Below are 15,744 nucleotides of genomic sequence, written 5' to 3'. Positions count from 1 at the left end.
ATTAGACGAATTATACATTACAACCACTACATTATACCACAGGATCAATCTGTTACAACAGCAATAGCTTAAATAATAGGATAAGAAATTTCTTCAATTTCTTTTATATAGGAAAGAATATCCGCAACGCTTTCCTCATCTGCCTGGTAAAGGTCCGCTAAGTCCCTCACGGAAACTTCCCCGGTCATGTACTCTTCCGCCAAGGCATGGTAGGCAGCTGCCCACGCAGGCAAGCTTTCAGGTCCTGGTTCAAAAGGAAACAATAAAAAAGAATGACGTTCAATCAAACTATGGACCATTTCATATAAGCTCGGATTATCCTGACTGATTTCCTCTTCGGCCAGTCCGGTTACCTTCTTATAGAAGTCCGTCTCCTTCAAACTTTTCAATTCCCTTGGGATGACCGACTTCGATTGATTGAATTTCCTCACCGTCATTTCCTCGTTATATTCCTGGTCGATAAGGATGTTAAGGAGCATCGTTTTGAAGAAAGGATGTCCCTCATCATTTTGTAGAAATTCTTCGATTTGAGGGATAAATGGTCGAATATTGATATTCGTTAGTTTTGAAATGACCATAAGCATTTCATTATCCGTTTTCCCTTCAAAAAGTTCATCCTCCTGCATTTCCTCTGAAAGCTGTTGATTTTGCCTTTCTTTCTCTTCTTTTTTATCCTCAAGGGCCCTTTTACTGAACTGAAGCATCTTTTCGAAATGTTCCTCTTTATCAAAGGGAATTTGGTTTTCTTCAAATAGCAGTTCGATCGTCGTGACCATTTCCTGGTGCTCGCCTAATTGCAGCAGTACCATCAAATAAATATTGATCAGTTGAAAATAGTCGCCGATGCCTTTATTCAGCATCTCTATACACAACTCTTTTGACTCCTGGTAATACTCAAGTTCAACTAGTGAGACCACAAGTCCCATGCAAACTTCATCATTTTCGGGCTCATACTCCCTGGCTTGGCTAAAAAGCTGTGCAGCCGCTTTAAAGTTCCTGTTACCAAGCTCATCCAGTCCTTTTACTATCAGCCTCTCACCGAGATTTGGAAAGGCGATAATCTTTGTTTCTCCGGCCTTCTTTTGGTTGTTCTCATCATCCATCCTATTTTCCGCCTCACCGTTCGCTTTTTGAGAAACAGTTTAGCATGTAATAGCTGGAAACACAAAAATTTATATGGGCGGATACCTTCTTTCCCCGATAAAAAAAATCCCGCATCCTTTCAATTAAGAAAGGAGAACGGGAAATGACTTTTTTCTTTTAAATACTCGATACTGCCTTTTTTTGAGATTCATAGGCAGAAATCTCTTTATCATATTGAAGCGTTATCGAAATTTCATCCCAGCCTTTGACGAGCATTTCCTTCCAATATGGATGAATTTCAAAGCTCGTTTCAAACCCTTGCCCATCTTTCAATGTCTGATTGGGAAGATCGATCGTCAACTCATAATCAGGTGCCGATACTCTCTCCATTAAATAGTTTACTTCAGTCTGGGTCAAAGCGATGGGGACCATGCCATTTTTCATGCAATTACTTTTAAAGATATCAGCATAAGACGGAGCGATGATGATATCGAACCCGTAGTCTTTCAAAGACCAAGGGGCATGCTCACGGGACGATCCGCAGCCAAAATTTTCACCTGCTATTAATATGGACGTGTTTTGATTATGGGGCTGATTCAACTCAAAATCAGGACGTTTCTTCCCAGTTTCATCAAAACGCCAGTTATAGAATAAAAATTCGCCAAATCCGCTTCGCTCAATCCTTTTTAAAAATTGCTTTGGAATAATTTGGTCCGTATCCACGTTTTTACGGTCAAGTGCCGCCGCTCTTCCTTTATATATAGTAATGGGTTCCATTTTCTGCACCTCCGGTTAATTCGTATTCTTATTGGACTTGTTCAGTTCTATTCAAATTCCTAATATCGACAAATTTCCCATGAATGGCGGCCGCGGCAGCCATAGCCGGACTAACCAGGTGTGTTCTTGCTCCAGCTCCTTGCCTGCCTTCGAAGTTCCGATTGCTTGTGGAGGCACAATGCTCGCCGGCCGGAACCACGTCAGGGTTCATGCTCAGGCACATGCTGCAGCCCGATTCGCGCCATTCAAAGCCTGCAGATTTGAAAATCTCATCCAACCCTTCATCTTCCGCTTGCCTTTTGACGCTTTGTGAACCAGGAACGACCATTGCCCGGACCCCTTTATGAACAGTTTGGCCATCGATCATTTCTGCGGCTTGCCGTAAGTCCTCAATGCGTGAATTGGTACACGACCCTATGAATACATGTTGTACGGGAATTTCCGTGATCGGCATCCCTTCCTCAAGGCCCATATACTCAATGGCTCGATTCAGTTCCTTAGGATCCATGATATCTTCTGCGAAGGTAGGTACTTTTCCGTCCACGCCACTAGCCATTCCAGGATTTGTCCCCCAGCTGACCATTGGTGAAATCAGGCTGCCATCAAGAATGATTTCTTGGTCATAAACAGCATCCTCATCACTGGAAAGTGACTTCCAGTCCTGAACACATTGCTCGAACTCTTCGCCTTTCGGCAAATATTTACGACCTTTCAAATAAGAGAACGTTGTTTCATCAGGAGCTACCAGCCCTGCTCTTGCCCCGCCTTCAATCGACATATTGCAAACCGTCATTCTTTCTTCCATTGACATATCCCGGAAAACTTCCCCGCAATACTCAATGATATGCCCCGTACCGAAATCGACGCCGAATTTAGAAATCACATATAAAATGACATCTTTCGCCATCACGCCATGACCAAGCTTGCCATTAACCTCAAGCTTCAATGTTTTGGGTTTTGTTTGCCATAGGGTTTGTGTGGCCAAAACATGCTCGACCTCACTCGTACCGATTCCAAACGCAATCGAGCCAAACGCCCCATGTGTGGAAGTATGACTGTCTCCGCAGACAATCGTCATCCCTGGCTGTGTAAGCCCTAATTCCGGCCCGATAACGTGAACGATACCTTGATCCGGACTGTCTAAATCAGCAAGGCGGATACCGAACTCCTTACAGTTTTGCTCAAGCGCCTCTAGTTGTTTCCTTGCAATATCATCCTCGATGAAATAGCGATTAACGGTTGGCACATTATGATCCATTGTCGCGAAAGTACGATCGGGTCTCCTGACTTTGCGTCCTTTTAATCTCAATCCTTCAAATGCTTGCGGAGAGGTCACTTCATGAATATATTGAAGGTCTATATAAATTAAATCCGGTTTATTCTCCTCTTCATTTACAATATGGCGATCCCATATTTTCTCTATTATCGACTTACCCATCACTAACCCACCTCGATCAATCTTGTATTTTTTTTAAAAAACACGGCCTAATGTTAGGCCGTGAAAGAAGTTTATGCGTAAGCTCCCATGATGTTGGAAATGGCTTCCTGGTCTAAAAGATTTGCTTTTATTTCTGCAATCATCTCTGAGGTAGACGTAATAGTCGGTTGGCCATTTGCGATATCGCCTGTTCTCAAGCCATATTCAAGGACCGTTTCCACCGCCTGCTCAACTGCTTTCGCCTCATCTTCCAAACCAAAGGATAGACGCAGCATGGAAGCCGCCGATAAAATCGTCCCAATCGGATTAGCCAGGTTTTTGCCTGCGATATCCGGGGCAGAGCCATGAATCGGTTCATATAGATTAGGCCCATTTGTTGATATGGAGGCGGAAGGAAGCATTCCAAGCGAGCCAGTCAATACCGACGCTTCATCGCTTAAAATATCACCGAACATATTCTCCGTCACGATAATATCAAATTGTTTCGGGTTTTTGATCAATTGCATGGCTGCATTATCAACAAGCATATGCTCAAGGGTTACATCCGGATAGTCCTTGGAAATTTCTTCAGCCGTCTCACGCCACATCCTGCTGGATTCAAGAACATTCGCTTTATCCACGGATGTTACTTTTTTCTTGCGCTCCGATGCTAATGAAAAAGCAAGTTCAATGATGCGCTTCATTTCGCTTTTCTGATAGAAAAGTGTATCGACGACCGCCTCTTTCCCTTCTTTTTCAACGCGCTCACTTGGCTTTCCGAAATAAAGGCCGCCAGTTAGTTCCCTGACAATTACGAAATCCACATCTTCGATGAATTCCTTTTTAAGAGGAGAAGATTCCGACAAGCTGGAATAATAGCTGATTGGACGGATGTTAGCATAAAGATTCAAATCTTTTCGGATTTTCAACAAACCTCGTTCCGGTCTTAGGTGCGCAGGCTGGTCATCCCACTTAGGTCCTCCAACGGCCCCTAATAATACCGCATCGCTGTTTTTACAAATCTCCACTGTTTCATCCGGCAGGGGTGAACCTGTGCTATCGATGGCCCCTCCGCCAATCTCACCATATTGAAATTCAAAATCGTGTCCATATCTTTGGGCAACGGCTTCGAGGATTTCTACAGCGCCTCTTGTTACTTCTTTCCCGATGCCATCTCCTTGAAGCACCGCAATATTCCTTTTCATCGAAATCTCCCCTTCCTATTGTAATACTGCTTTTTCTTCCAGTTCCTTCATGATGATCACACGGTTAACAGCGTTCAAATACGCTTTGGCGGATGCTTCCAAGACGTCCTGATCAAGACCCCTGCCGCTTGTTTCCACACCGTTATAATCAATTTTCACAAAAACCTGTGCGAGGGCATCCATTCCGCCACCCACCGATTGAATTCGATAGTCCAGCAAGTTGATCTCTTTGCCCAAACATCTTTCAAGCGTGTTATATAGGGCTTCTACACTTCCTGCACCTGTAGCCGCTTCCTGAATCTCTTCATTATCGCCTTTTTTCAGTGTGACCGTCGCAGTCGCCGTTTGATGGGTGCCATGTGAAATCTGTAAGGAAATCATGTCATAGAAACTGATATCCGTCGCTTTCTCTTCAAGCACCAGCGCAACGATATCTTCATCCGTCATGGTCTTTTTATTATCGGCCAATTCCTTGAACTGGACGAATAATGAGTTCATTTCCTCATCCGTTACCGTAAAATTCAACTCTTGTAATCTTTCTTTGAAAGCATGGCGTCCTGAATGCTTTCCTAAAACGAGTGAATTGGACGAAACCCCGACTAGTTCAGGTGATATGATTTCGTAAGTCGTTTTTTCTTTTAATACGCCATCCTGGTGAATGCCGGATTCATGTGCGTATGCATTGGCACCAATAATGGCTTTATTAGCAGGAACCTGCATACCTGTAAGTCGGCTGACCAAATCACTGGTCCTTTTAATTTCATTCAATACAAGACCCGTTTCCGCTTGATAGAAATCTTTACGGATGTAGAGTGCCATGGCCACTTCTTCAAGTGCCACGTTTCCGGCACGTTCACCAATTCCGTTGATTGTGCCTTCGACTTGCGTAGCCCCGCCTTCGATGGCCGCCAATGAATTGGCCGTCGCCATTCCAAGATCGTCATGACAGTGTGCAGATAAACTAACTTTATCAATAGAAGGAACATGTTCACGAAGGTATCTGAAAATGTTGCCATATTCGATTGGAGCTGCATATCCTACTGTATCAGGGATGTTAATGACCTTGGCACCAGCCTGAATGACCGCTTCAACGATTTCAGCCAAATAGTCAAGTTCCGTACGGCTTGCATCTTCTGCAGACCATTGTACGATCGGAAAACGCGCTGCTCCGTACTTAACCATTTCAACCGACCTTTCAATCACTTGCTGCTTAGACATTTTCAACTTATATTCACGATGAATGGGCGAAGTGGCGATGAACGTATGCAATCTTGGTTCTGCGCCGCCCCTTAATGAATCCCAAGCTGCATCGATATCTCCTTTTACAGCACGCGCCAGCCCTGTGACAGAGCTGTTTTTGATTTTGCGCGCGATTTCCTGTACGGAGTTGAAATCCCCTTTGGATGCTGCCGGAAAACCGGCTTCGATTATATCAACACCCAATCTTTCAAGCTGATAAGCAATTTCAAGTTTTTCGGTAAAATTCAAATTTACACCGGCGGATTGCTCCCCATCACGAAGTGTGGTTTCAAATATATTAATTTTTCGCAACGGCTACCACTTCTTTCTCTTTTTGTTGTGGTTTTACGAATGGCATCATTTTTCTTAATTCACGGCCGACCACTTCGATTTGATGTTGGTTTTCACGATTATTGATCGCATTGAAGACTGGACGATTCGCTTGGTTTTCCAAGATCCATCCTTTAGCGAACTCACCGTCTTGGATGTCTTTCAAGATCGCTTTCATTGCCTCTTTCGTAGTTTCCGTCACAACGCGTGGTCCAGAAACGAAATCTCCCCATTGAGCTGTGTCAGAGATGGAATAGCGCATGTTTTCCATACCGCCTTCATACATAAGGTCGATAATTAACTTAAGTTCATGCAAACACTCGAAATATGCTACTTCCGGTTGATATCCAGCTTCTGTCAAGGTTTCGAATCCAGCTTTCACAAGGGCAGTCAATCCGCCGCAAAGTACAGCTTGCTCTCCAAATAGATCTGTTTCCGTTTCTTCTTGGAAAGTAGTTTCCAAACCGCCAGCTCTTAAAGAACCGATTCCCCGAGCGTATGCAAGTGCCAATTCTCTTGCTTCACCCGTAACATTTTGATAGATGGCGAACAATGCCGGCACTCCTGCACCTTGTTCATATGTACGGCGAACAAGATGTCCCGGACCTTTTGGAGCGACTAATAAAACATCTACGTCTGCCGGAGGAACGATTTGATTGAAATGGACGTTGAATCCGTGTGCGAACATTAACGCTTGACCTGCACGCAATACCGGTTTGATTTCTTCTTGGTATACTTTCGGCTGAGTTTCATCCGGTAATAGGTTCATGATCACGTCTGCCTGTTCAGCTGCTTCCTTCACTGTGTAAACATTAAAGCCGTCTTCCACCGCTTTATCGAAGGATTTACCTTTTCTGATTCCGATGATTACATCTACACCGCTGTCACGTAGGTTTTGAGCGTGTGCGTGTCCTTGTGAACCATATCCGATGACCGCTACCTTTTTATTGTTGAAGAAATTCTCGTTTGCTTCTGCGTTATAATATACTTTTGCCATAATAATTACATCTCCCTTTTCATCATTGTTTTTGTTTGTTTTTGGTTTTTGGTTTTTGGTTTTTTGTTTTTTGTTTTTTGTTTTTTGTTTTTTGTTTTTTGTTTTTTGTTTTTTGTTTTTTGTTTTTTGTTTTTTGTTTTTTGTTTTATACGATTGTCGCACTCTTAGCGTGTGCAATTTGCATTCCACGCGGGATTGCGGCAGTCCCTGTCCTTGCCAATTCCTTGATGCCATATGGCTTGATCAGTTCAATGAAGGCTTCGATTTTATCCGATTCCCCTGTGATTTGGACTGTCACGCTATCTTTACTGACATCAATAACTGAAGCTCGGAAGGGTTCGATGACTGAATAAATCTCGGCTCGGGTTTGTGTAGTCACCAATATTTTAATGAGTGCAAGTTCCCTCGCCACAATCGATTGATTCGTAATATCATATACTTTCAAAACATCGATCTGCTTATTCAGCTGCTTGGTGATCTGTTCAATGACAGTTTCGTCATCGACATCGACCACAAAGGTCATCCTTGAAATGCCATCCTGTTCGGAAGGTCCGACAGTCATGCCTTCAATGTTATAATTTCTTTTCGTGAACAGGTTCGTAATCCGATTAAGGACGCCTGGCCGGTTGTTCACGGTGAGGCTAAGAATTCCCTTCATTGATTAAACTCCTTCCATTTCATCTAGCCCTTTTCCTTGTGCTACCATCGGAAAGACATTTTCGTTTTGTTTTACCCGGAAATCAATCAACACGGGACCATCAGTCTTTAACGCTACATCCAGGCAGTTGCTTGCTTCTTCCTCCGTCGTCACCTTGTATCCCGGAATTCCATAAGCATCGGCCAATTTCACGAAATCCGGATGCGATTGAAAAATACTGTGTGAGAAACGGTTATCATGAAAGAGTTCCTGCCACTGTCTTACCATCCCTAGTGCACCGTTATTGACGATGATGATTTTGATTGGCAGATTCATTTCGGCAATGACCGAGAGTTCCTGCAGGCACATCTGGAATCCACCATCCCCCGATATGGAAAGCACCGTCGCTTTCGGATTCGCCAGCTGCGCTCCGAGAGCCGAAGGTAAGCCAAAGCCCATCGTCCCCAATCCACCGGAAGTGACCCATGAATTCGGTTTGTTAAATGGATAGTATTGCGCTGCCCACATTTGATGCTGTCCAACATCCGTCGTAACAATGGCATCGCCATTCGTTTTTTCATGAAGCATCTGGATGACCCGCTGAGGTTTCAATACGCCTTCTTCATGGGTATAACGCAATGGGAACTCTTCATTCCATGCAGTAAGCTGTGTTGTCCATTCATCAATTTCCGGTTTTTTGCCATTTTGCGCAATCAATTCCGAGAGTGCTTCTTTGGCACTTCCGACGACTGGAATTTTTGTCGGCACATTTTTACCGATTTCCGCTGGATCAATATCGATATGGGCAACCGTTGCTTGCTGTGCGAATTTCGCTAGATTCCCAGTCAATCGATCATCGAACCTTGCACCGATATTGATTAACAGATCACATTTCGCTAACGCCATGTTCGCTGCATAGCAGCCATGCATACCACCCATTCCGATAAAGAGTGGATGTTCCGCCGGAAAGCCACCAAGACCCAATAAAGTGTGAACGACGGGAATGCCTTGCTGCTCGACATATTCCTTTAATAGATGGGAGGCCTTTGCATGCAGGACACCTGCCCCTGCAAGAATGACCGGTCTTTTCGCCCCGCTTACGGCTTCAACAAGCTTTCTGATCTGTAAGTAATTCGGCTTGGTCGTTGGCTGATAGCCAGGGAGATTCATTTCTGGCTCCTCATCCGTCGATACACCTTCCAAAATGGCCATATCCTTAGGTATATCGATCAATACTGGACCGGGCCGGCCGCTGGAAGCGATGTAAAACGCTTCTTTTATAATGCGCGGAAGGTCTTCCGGCTTCCTTACCTGATAGTTATGTTTTGTGATCGGGGTAGTAATCCCCAGTACATCAGCTTCCTGGAAAGCATCCGAGCCAATTACACTGGTAGCTACCTGACCCGAAATTACAACTAGCGGTAAAGAGTCGATCATTGCATCGGCCAAACCAGTGACGATGTTCGTTGCCCCTGGACCGGATGTGACGATGACCACCCCCGGCTTGCCGGTAATCCTGGCGTATCCTTCCGCTGCATGAATCGCACCTTGTTCGTGCCTTGTCAAAATATGAAAAAGTTCTGAACTGTAAAGCTTGTCATAAATCGGCAATACAGAACCTCCTGGATAACCAAAGATGACTTCAACATTTTCCTTTTTCAATGCTTCCAGCAGAAATTCGGCACCACTATAATGTGTCTTTCCACTTTTCCGATCAGCAACAACTGACTTTTGTGTCATTTCGTAAAAAACCTCCTTCGCTTTCCTAATCGAATGTTTTCTCAAGATTCAGAATTTTCAGCTTTTTGAGCATACAAAAAAGCCTTTTCACCCCAAATGTACTTGCACTCGGCAAGTTAAAGGGGTGAAAAGGCTTGATGAGCCACTCCACGGTACCACCCTTTTTCGCATGAAACTCCATGCGCACTTTGAATAGACTACACTATTCTCTGTTTTGGTAACGGGTACTGGTACGCACCCGTTCAGCTCTACTAGTCTGACGTTCAAGCTGAAACTCCAAGGTGAGTTCATCTTTCGGGACAATACCGGCTCTCAGCTACCCGGCTCTCTGTGACTGCCTTTTTAAAAGACTACTTATCCTCTTCAATGCTTTTCGCATTATTCATATTTTTCGAAACGCTTATGTTTGATGTCTTGTATTTGTGATTATCTTACGTGTATTTCAGGTAGTAGTCAACAGGTTTTTTTAAATTTTTTGATAATTCTAAATTGAAAGATTTGTTGTATCCGCTTACATACCTATCATGGCCACATTTTATAAAAAAAGTTTTTTCAATTTTTAATTTTTAAAAACATAGGATATCCCCATTAAATGATTATTGTCACGCATCATCCACATGATGTCAGTCACTAGTATCGGATTCCTAAAAAAAAGAATCATCCATTTTCCCTTTCAGCTTCATTTCACTGATTGCTGACGCCACTCTTGATACAAGATTCGGCCGCCATCCCTTTTGAAGATCTCTCGTTGATAAACCACCTGACATTCCAAGGTGCGGAAAATCACGGAACAATTCAAAATCCCCTCCCCAAACAAATCCCAGGGATTTTGCTATGGCTGCCACCCTTGTCCACTTTTCGCCCTCTGTCCACAATGTCCGCTTGCCGTCATCACCAACGATGACAAAATCGACGGCAAGGCCATAGTTATGCAAGGATTGCCCCCCTCTGGCATAAGTCACGATTGGCTTGGATTTATTCGTTCTGCCCCGTTCATACAGTTCATTTTGTTCTCGGAAACTTCGATAACCAGCCGTTATTTGAACAAAAATCCCCGCTTCATAAGCTAATTTCACCACTTCGAGTATCGTCTCGTTCACGACCGGGTTCATACCGCTTCCCATATTTTCCTTTGCGCGATTCAATAGGGTTTGTAATTTGATGGCCATCCTAGCACCTCCCCTATATTAAATGCGAACATAACTGGAGGAGGAAAGGCTTTACCATTATTTTATTGGGGGTGTAAAGATTATCTGAAAAATGAAAAAGGGCTGAACATAGGTGATATTAATCATCCCCTAAGTCAGCCCTCCGGTTCATTTAGCCAATACATCCTCGTATTCTGCATTTTTTTCAAATTGTTTTTGAACGAACGAACATACCGGAACAATTTTCAGGTTTTCCTCCCTTGCGAATCCTATGACCTTTTCAACAAGGGCGTTTCCTACCTTTTGCCCGCGAAGCTTGTCAGAAACAACGGTATGATCGACCGTGATCTCATCATCACCTGATTTAAAGAATGTAATTTCCGCTAGTTTCTCACCAGATTCTTCGACAAAAAAAGAACTTTCACCTTTTTTGATATCCACCATCACGATGACCTCCTTTTAGTTCCTCTTTATCATATCTCACAAAAAGGAAATTAAACAAATATTTAAAACGTGATGAAATTGAATAAAGCAAGTACGTTCAAGGGTTATAAAGTTAGCATTGCCCATGTGAAGTTTATTTACAAACCGATGATGGTTTATTTTTTTTAAGGAAGCCAAAAGACAAAATTCGATCGATCTTTTCCTTACTTCTTATATACCCTTCCGGTTTCAAATTTCACCATGTTTAACTTGGACAACATTGTATTTAATAATATAAAAAGGTTTTAATTGTTTCAGTTTGTCGACAGAAGGTGTTCGGAAAATGTATCTTTCATCAAATGATGCTCACGAAAACAACGGACCTAAAGTAGCAATACCTTCAACTCCTGTAGTATGATTTATATCTGATTTTCACAACGAAGTTGATTGTAGAGGAAGGTGCGAGACTCCGCAGGCGCACCCAGGCCGCCCTCGGAAAGCGAGTGCCTGGATCGGAAATCTACGCCCAAATTTTAACTGTCGTAAAATTACAGGCAAACTCGTTTTTTTCGAATTTTTCTAAGTCTGAATGATTCTTTCATAACCTGAAATACAGTGTTTTTCAAGCTTTCGTTTTTTGATGGCATTAAATCAATGGAAGAAATCTTTCCGTAACGATGTAAGAATAAGTATATAATAGCAGAAACTGAAAAAACCGTCCTACTCAGGTTAGGACAGTTTTAAATGAAAACAAAATATAAAATGATCATCGATAATAATATGACCATAAAAACAGCGATTAGAATTACGTGCGCACTTGAAGGCTGGAAAGTCCCTTCATTGATTTGCCGTTTCTTCTGAAGATAACCGATTGTCGCCAGAACGGTAATCACAAGTCCCAATGCACACGCAAACATCCCCAGCACGATGCTGATCAAGTCAATCCGGGCATCCCGATGCACACCAATCGTAAAATGCAGGCTTGTCGCAAGAAAACCAACTCCCACTATTGCAATCACCGTTCTTATCCACGCCAAGAAGGTGCGTTCATTAGCCAGATGCTGCTGGGCATATTTCAATTGGTTTTTCTCCATGTCATCACCTTAATCGAGCGTTTTTATCAAACGTAAAAATCAGTCATCTTTTCAGGAGCGAAAAGGCCCTGAACATTGACCCGACAAACATTAGCCCTGCACCGCCGAGCAATAAATATATACATAGAGTTTTATCAATAACATTCAAAGGATAAAGCAAGGCCCCCAGCGCCAGGATTGCCCCTATCCCCGTTATGGTCCATCCTAATTTTTTCATTCGCAACTCCTAAGATTAATTATTATTTAGTGAAGGTCCTCCAAGGGTTTCCCCCTTTTTCATATAGGTCCCTCATTACTAGCTTAAACCATTTAAAACCTTACAACAAGTGAGATCCACCGATTATTTTCCCACAAAAAAAGAGCCACAAATGACTCCCTGTTTTGAACACGCCCAAATTCAGCCGTTCTTTTTATCCTTTTCCATATATTCTTTTATTTTTCTTTCTTCCCACTCAGACCCGAAGTTTCCTTGTGCAAGAATGGTAATACCGTGTATCAGAACACCAATCCCCCACCCTCCAAGGGGATAAAGGAACCACCAATAACCGGGATCCGTCAATAGGTTAATCGCAATCAACATGACATTCACCAATACATACACCATTAAATGAATGTAGAATGCCTTAAGGTTTTCAACCCTTTTTTTCGCCCGTAGATATCCATCTCCATTTTCCATCCCAGCACCTCCTAATCATAAATACTAATATATATATTACCATCAGTTTCCATAATACCTTATTTTTCATAAAGAAATAAGAATGAAATGCATCAAAGGTAAATCGGGAGCTGGGAATCAAGGAGAATCTCTAAAGGCCACTTACAAGTCAGCGGGCTTCATTCTATTGTATCCCCGTTCTTCGTAAGGCTGTATTTTTTCCATCCACTTTTCTTCAAGTTTTTTCAATTCCCTTTTAGCATCAAAAAATCCTGTTTCTTTTGGCTTCAATACCTCCAGTACCTCAAAAGAAAAAGCATCTTTCCCATATTGGTTCCACTCACTTTGCAGCTCTTTATTGGTGTTTGTCCCGACTTCCAATTCAAATTGTTTGCCCTTCAACGTCTTTAAATTCCTGGTGCTTCCGATAAAGACCTTATTATTTACCGTATTTCTGATTTGGTATACCCCTGCTTCAACCTTCGTTTCTTTATACAATTGCTTCAATTCTTTTTTACGATCCATCTTTCTTGCCCCCAGTCATCATTTCTTCAGCCAATATTGGCTCCCATCAGGCTTTCTATCCAAGAATCCATATTCTATTAAGTATCTTCTCAAAAGAACATGATCATGATAAACGGCACCCAATATTTGATTGATTTCTTTTTCTTCGTATTTCCGCTCATTTTCAAAACGGTTCATAATTTCTTGGAGAATGATCAGCCTTTGTTTTTCCTTTGGCGGAAAAGACTTTAATGCATCCTGACTGCCTTTAGGGAAGTATTTTTTAAGTACAGTCACCTTTTCATCCTCAGTAACGTTATAACGATCATCGACCATCCTTGCTTTTTGATGGAGCGGGATAAATGCCGGCGCGTGTTCATCTTTATCTTTCAAAAGTTCCATCAGGGCTAAAAACAACTTAGCCTGACGCTCTTTCTCTTTCAACACAAAACGATGGTTCCGAATGGTGGAAGGACTGCCAATTCCCATTTCCTCCTGAACCTCAGCATCATTCTTCCCTTGGTAAAAAAGGCGAAGAAGACGGTTTTGATGGTCCGTGAGACCTGTAAGTTTTTTATCGAGATCAATCAAATATTCAAAAACCGAGCTGTGTGCATGTTCAATATGAATGCGCATATACCTCTTCGCTTCATAAAGAACTCCATCTTTCGGGTATACTATCCCCTTTTCAACTGCATTTCCACACAGCAAACAAACATATTGATTCTCACCTTCGATGTACCCTTGTTTAAGCTCATCCTGAGATGCGCTCCAAAACATTTCCGCGTCCTTCATTAAACAAACACTTCCCTATAAAGTTTATAATATAATAAACATAATATTGATTTGTTTGTATCATGTCAATGTTTTTTCTGTTTTTTTATTACTCCAGCAAATTATGGCCATCTTAGTCAGAGGGCTTCATAACATAAAGCTGACAAGGGATTCCACCTTCCATTTTACGGTTCCCATGGCACTAAGCAGATATGGTATCCTGAATAATAAGCCGAATTTCCCCAATAATATGCTTTATAAACGTGAATAAGCTTTAGAGGAGGATATCTTATTGAAAGAGGAAAACGAGGCGATTCCACCGATCCATAACACCGATTTACACAAAGCATTACAACATGTATCCGAACAATTCAAGGTCTCACTGCCAGAATTACGCGATACGATTGAATCACTTATACAAAAACAATCGATGCAGCTGAGTGAAGCGGATGAAAAAAGTTCACCCATCGAAGAATTGAATACGGCAATAATCAAAAACCGTGAAATCATTAAAAAAAATCTCCAAACCTTAAATAGAATTTGATATCAAAAAAAAGACATCCAAGTATGGATGCCTCAGCTGTAGACAAAATTCGATGTAAGTCGATTTTACCTACAGTTTTTTAGCTTGTACAAATTGAACGTTGCCCCAGGCACTCGCTTTCCGCGGGCAGTCCGCCCTCGGCGCACTTGCGCCTGTGGGGTCTCCCTTAGACTCGCTATTCCCACAGGAGTCTCGCACACCCGCCCAATCAACTATGTTTAAAAATTCAGATAGAACTCTTTTTGCCTACAGTTTTTATTTGAGAAAGCGGGAGTTGATTTCAGATATCCGCTCCTGTCTGCCAAGTCGCATCAAAGCAAGCATTTTTGGTGTTTCGGCTGCCAGTTTCGGCAGGAGCGCTGCAAATTTTCTTCAATCCAGTGAGGATTACAGTCAAAACCATGAAGACCGGAGCAGTTTATCGACCTAAACCACACAATATTCGACCGTTCATGCATTTTTTCAACCTTCACCTCACTGTTCAGACTACGATTCCCATTTTGTCGCAAAGGATGTGTTATGAAATTCCTTTTAAAAATCCTTCGCAGAGCTCATTAAGTATTAGCTAGGCACAAACTTAAGTATTCCCTCCAGATAAACACCTTTTTCTTTTCGTTTACATTCCCTCAACTTGATTCTTCCTTCTTTTTCTAACTCTTTGGCTAATTGGACCACTTTTGTTCCATCTTCGGTTATTTCGACTGAGAAGAAATTGCCCCGAGTGGAAGTTTGAATGAACTTGAATAATCTATCTTTATTCATTTAAACATCTCCTTATTTATTACAAGTTCGACATAAATGGTCATCCACCTGCGATAAATATGAAATAAAAAATTTCATGGTTAAAAGGATTCAAATCGAAATGACCCTCGTTAGCTTAAACGACCCAAAAAAGTAAAAAAGCCAAAACCTTTAGAAGGTTTTGGCTTTTTAAGTTAGTGTCCCAGGAGAGATTCGAACTCCCGACCGACGCCTTAGAAGGGCGTTGCTCTATCCAGCTGAGCTACTGAGACGTTTATGATATAAGTTGCGGTAAAACTTATGTATTACCTTAACTGTTCCCTTAGGACACTTCTTATTATAGTAGGATATCAAAAGGAAGTCAACGGTTTTTCAAAAAAAGTTTTTTCTTTTTTTAAAGAACCAGGAAGCGGGGAAAAACGCTTCCTGTTCATTA

Annotated in this window: 17 protein-coding genes, 1 tRNA gene and 1 other annotated feature; of the genes, 1 reads left to right on the top strand and 17 read right to left on the bottom strand. The window is 42.2% G+C overall.

Annotated features, from left to right (window positions below; all coding sequences use genetic code 11):
• Positions 1-68: 68 nt before the first annotated feature.
• From AC1DIV_RS04695 to AC1DIV_RS04625, 15 genes are all read right to left on the bottom strand, one after another.
• Positions 69-1,103 (bottom strand): tetratricopeptide repeat protein, encoded by a 1,035-nt coding sequence (locus tag AC1DIV_RS04695; protein ID WP_048688882.1) that lies wholly within the window; start codon positions 1,101-1,103, stop codon positions 69-71.
• A gap of 157 nt (positions 1,104-1,260) precedes the next feature.
• Positions 1,261-1,860, bottom strand: a complete 600-nt coding sequence (gene leuD / locus AC1DIV_RS04690) for a 3-isopropylmalate dehydratase small subunit (RefSeq protein WP_034308930.1) — start codon at positions 1,858-1,860, stop codon at positions 1,261-1,263.
• 28 nt (positions 1,861-1,888) lie between these two features.
• Positions 1,889-3,298: a 3-isopropylmalate dehydratase large subunit gene (leuC, locus tag AC1DIV_RS04685; protein WP_048688879.1), complete on the bottom strand. Its 1,410-nt coding sequence runs from the start codon at positions 3,296-3,298 to the stop codon at positions 1,889-1,891.
• A gap of 71 nt (positions 3,299-3,369) precedes the next feature.
• Complete coding sequence (leuB, locus tag AC1DIV_RS04680; protein ID WP_048688876.1) at positions 3,370-4,482, bottom strand: 3-isopropylmalate dehydrogenase; 1,113 nt, start codon at positions 4,480-4,482, stop codon at positions 3,370-3,372.
• Between the two features lie 15 nt (positions 4,483-4,497).
• Positions 4,498-6,033, bottom strand: a complete 1,536-nt coding sequence (locus AC1DIV_RS04675) for a 2-isopropylmalate synthase (protein ID WP_048688874.1) — start codon at positions 6,031-6,033, stop codon at positions 4,498-4,500.
• On the bottom strand, positions 6,020-7,048 hold the full coding sequence (gene ilvC, locus AC1DIV_RS04670) for a ketol-acid reductoisomerase (protein WP_048688871.1): 1,029 nt from the start codon (positions 7,046-7,048) through the stop codon (positions 6,020-6,022). The genes AC1DIV_RS04675 and ilvC overlap by 14 nt, the downstream gene beginning before the upstream one ends.
• Positions 7,049-7,193: 145 nt before the next feature.
• On the bottom strand, positions 7,194-7,706 hold the full coding sequence (gene ilvN, locus AC1DIV_RS04665) for an acetolactate synthase small subunit (protein WP_034308941.1): 513 nt from the start codon (positions 7,704-7,706) through the stop codon (positions 7,194-7,196).
• A gap of 3 nt (positions 7,707-7,709) precedes the next feature.
• A complete protein-coding gene (ilvB, locus tag AC1DIV_RS04660) occupies positions 7,710-9,425 on the bottom strand; it encodes an acetolactate synthase large subunit (protein WP_477575863.1) in 1,716 nt (571 codons plus the stop codon).
• Between the two features lie 117 nt (positions 9,426-9,542).
• Positions 9,543-9,801 (bottom strand) — a binding site (T-box leader).
• 268 nt (positions 9,802-10,069) lie between these two features.
• A complete protein-coding gene (locus AC1DIV_RS04655) occupies positions 10,070-10,594 on the bottom strand; it encodes a M15 family metallopeptidase (protein WP_340877142.1) in 525 nt (174 codons plus the stop codon).
• Positions 10,595-10,741: 147 nt separating this feature from the next.
• Complete coding sequence (locus AC1DIV_RS04650) at positions 10,742-11,017, bottom strand: GNAT family N-acetyltransferase (protein ID WP_063594337.1); 276 nt, start codon at positions 11,015-11,017, stop codon at positions 10,742-10,744.
• A 719-nt stretch (positions 11,018-11,736) separates the two neighbouring features.
• Entirely contained in the window at positions 11,737-12,090 is a 354-nt protein-coding gene (locus AC1DIV_RS04645) for a YidH family protein (protein ID WP_063594338.1), read from the bottom strand.
• Between the two features lie 43 nt (positions 12,091-12,133).
• Entirely contained in the window at positions 12,134-12,307 is a 174-nt protein-coding gene (locus AC1DIV_RS04640; RefSeq protein ID WP_176702870.1) for a hypothetical protein, read from the bottom strand.
• Positions 12,308-12,487: 180 nt separating this feature from the next.
• Positions 12,488-12,766 carry a 2TM domain-containing protein gene (locus AC1DIV_RS04635; protein ID WP_034308952.1) on the bottom strand — a complete coding sequence of 93 codons (279 nt, stop codon included), beginning with the start codon at positions 12,764-12,766 and terminating at the stop codon, positions 12,488-12,490.
• A 141-nt stretch (positions 12,767-12,907) separates the two neighbouring features.
• Complete coding sequence (locus tag AC1DIV_RS04630) at positions 12,908-13,270, bottom strand: GIY-YIG nuclease family protein (protein ID WP_318292926.1); 363 nt, start codon at positions 13,268-13,270, stop codon at positions 12,908-12,910.
• Between the two features lie 18 nt (positions 13,271-13,288).
• On the bottom strand, positions 13,289-14,044 hold the full coding sequence (locus AC1DIV_RS04625; protein WP_048688860.1) for a DUF2087 domain-containing protein: 756 nt from the start codon (positions 14,042-14,044) through the stop codon (positions 13,289-13,291).
• Between the two features lie 271 nt (positions 14,045-14,315).
• On the opposite strand from AC1DIV_RS04625, the gene AC1DIV_RS04620 reads away from it, so the two are divergent.
• Complete coding sequence (locus AC1DIV_RS04620; protein WP_048688858.1) at positions 14,316-14,567, top strand: hypothetical protein; 252 nt, start codon at positions 14,316-14,318, stop codon at positions 14,565-14,567.
• A gap of 561 nt (positions 14,568-15,128) precedes the next feature.
• Here the strand turns inward: AC1DIV_RS04620 and AC1DIV_RS04615 are convergent.
• Together AC1DIV_RS04615 and AC1DIV_RS04610 are read right to left on the bottom strand one after the other, a co-directional pair.
• The gene (locus tag AC1DIV_RS04615; RefSeq protein ID WP_072273342.1) at positions 15,129-15,329 is read right to left on the bottom strand and encodes a hypothetical protein; all 201 of its coding nucleotides are present in this window, start codon (positions 15,327-15,329) and stop codon (positions 15,129-15,131) included.
• Positions 15,330-15,506: 177 nt separating this feature from the next.
• A tRNA-Arg gene (locus AC1DIV_RS04610) sits at positions 15,507-15,580 on the bottom strand.
• Between the last annotated feature and the right edge of the window lie 164 nt (positions 15,581-15,744).

The organism is Peribacillus sp. 05N428, assembly GCF_056397085.1.
This window is presented reverse-complemented; position numbering and strand designations above follow the sequence as displayed.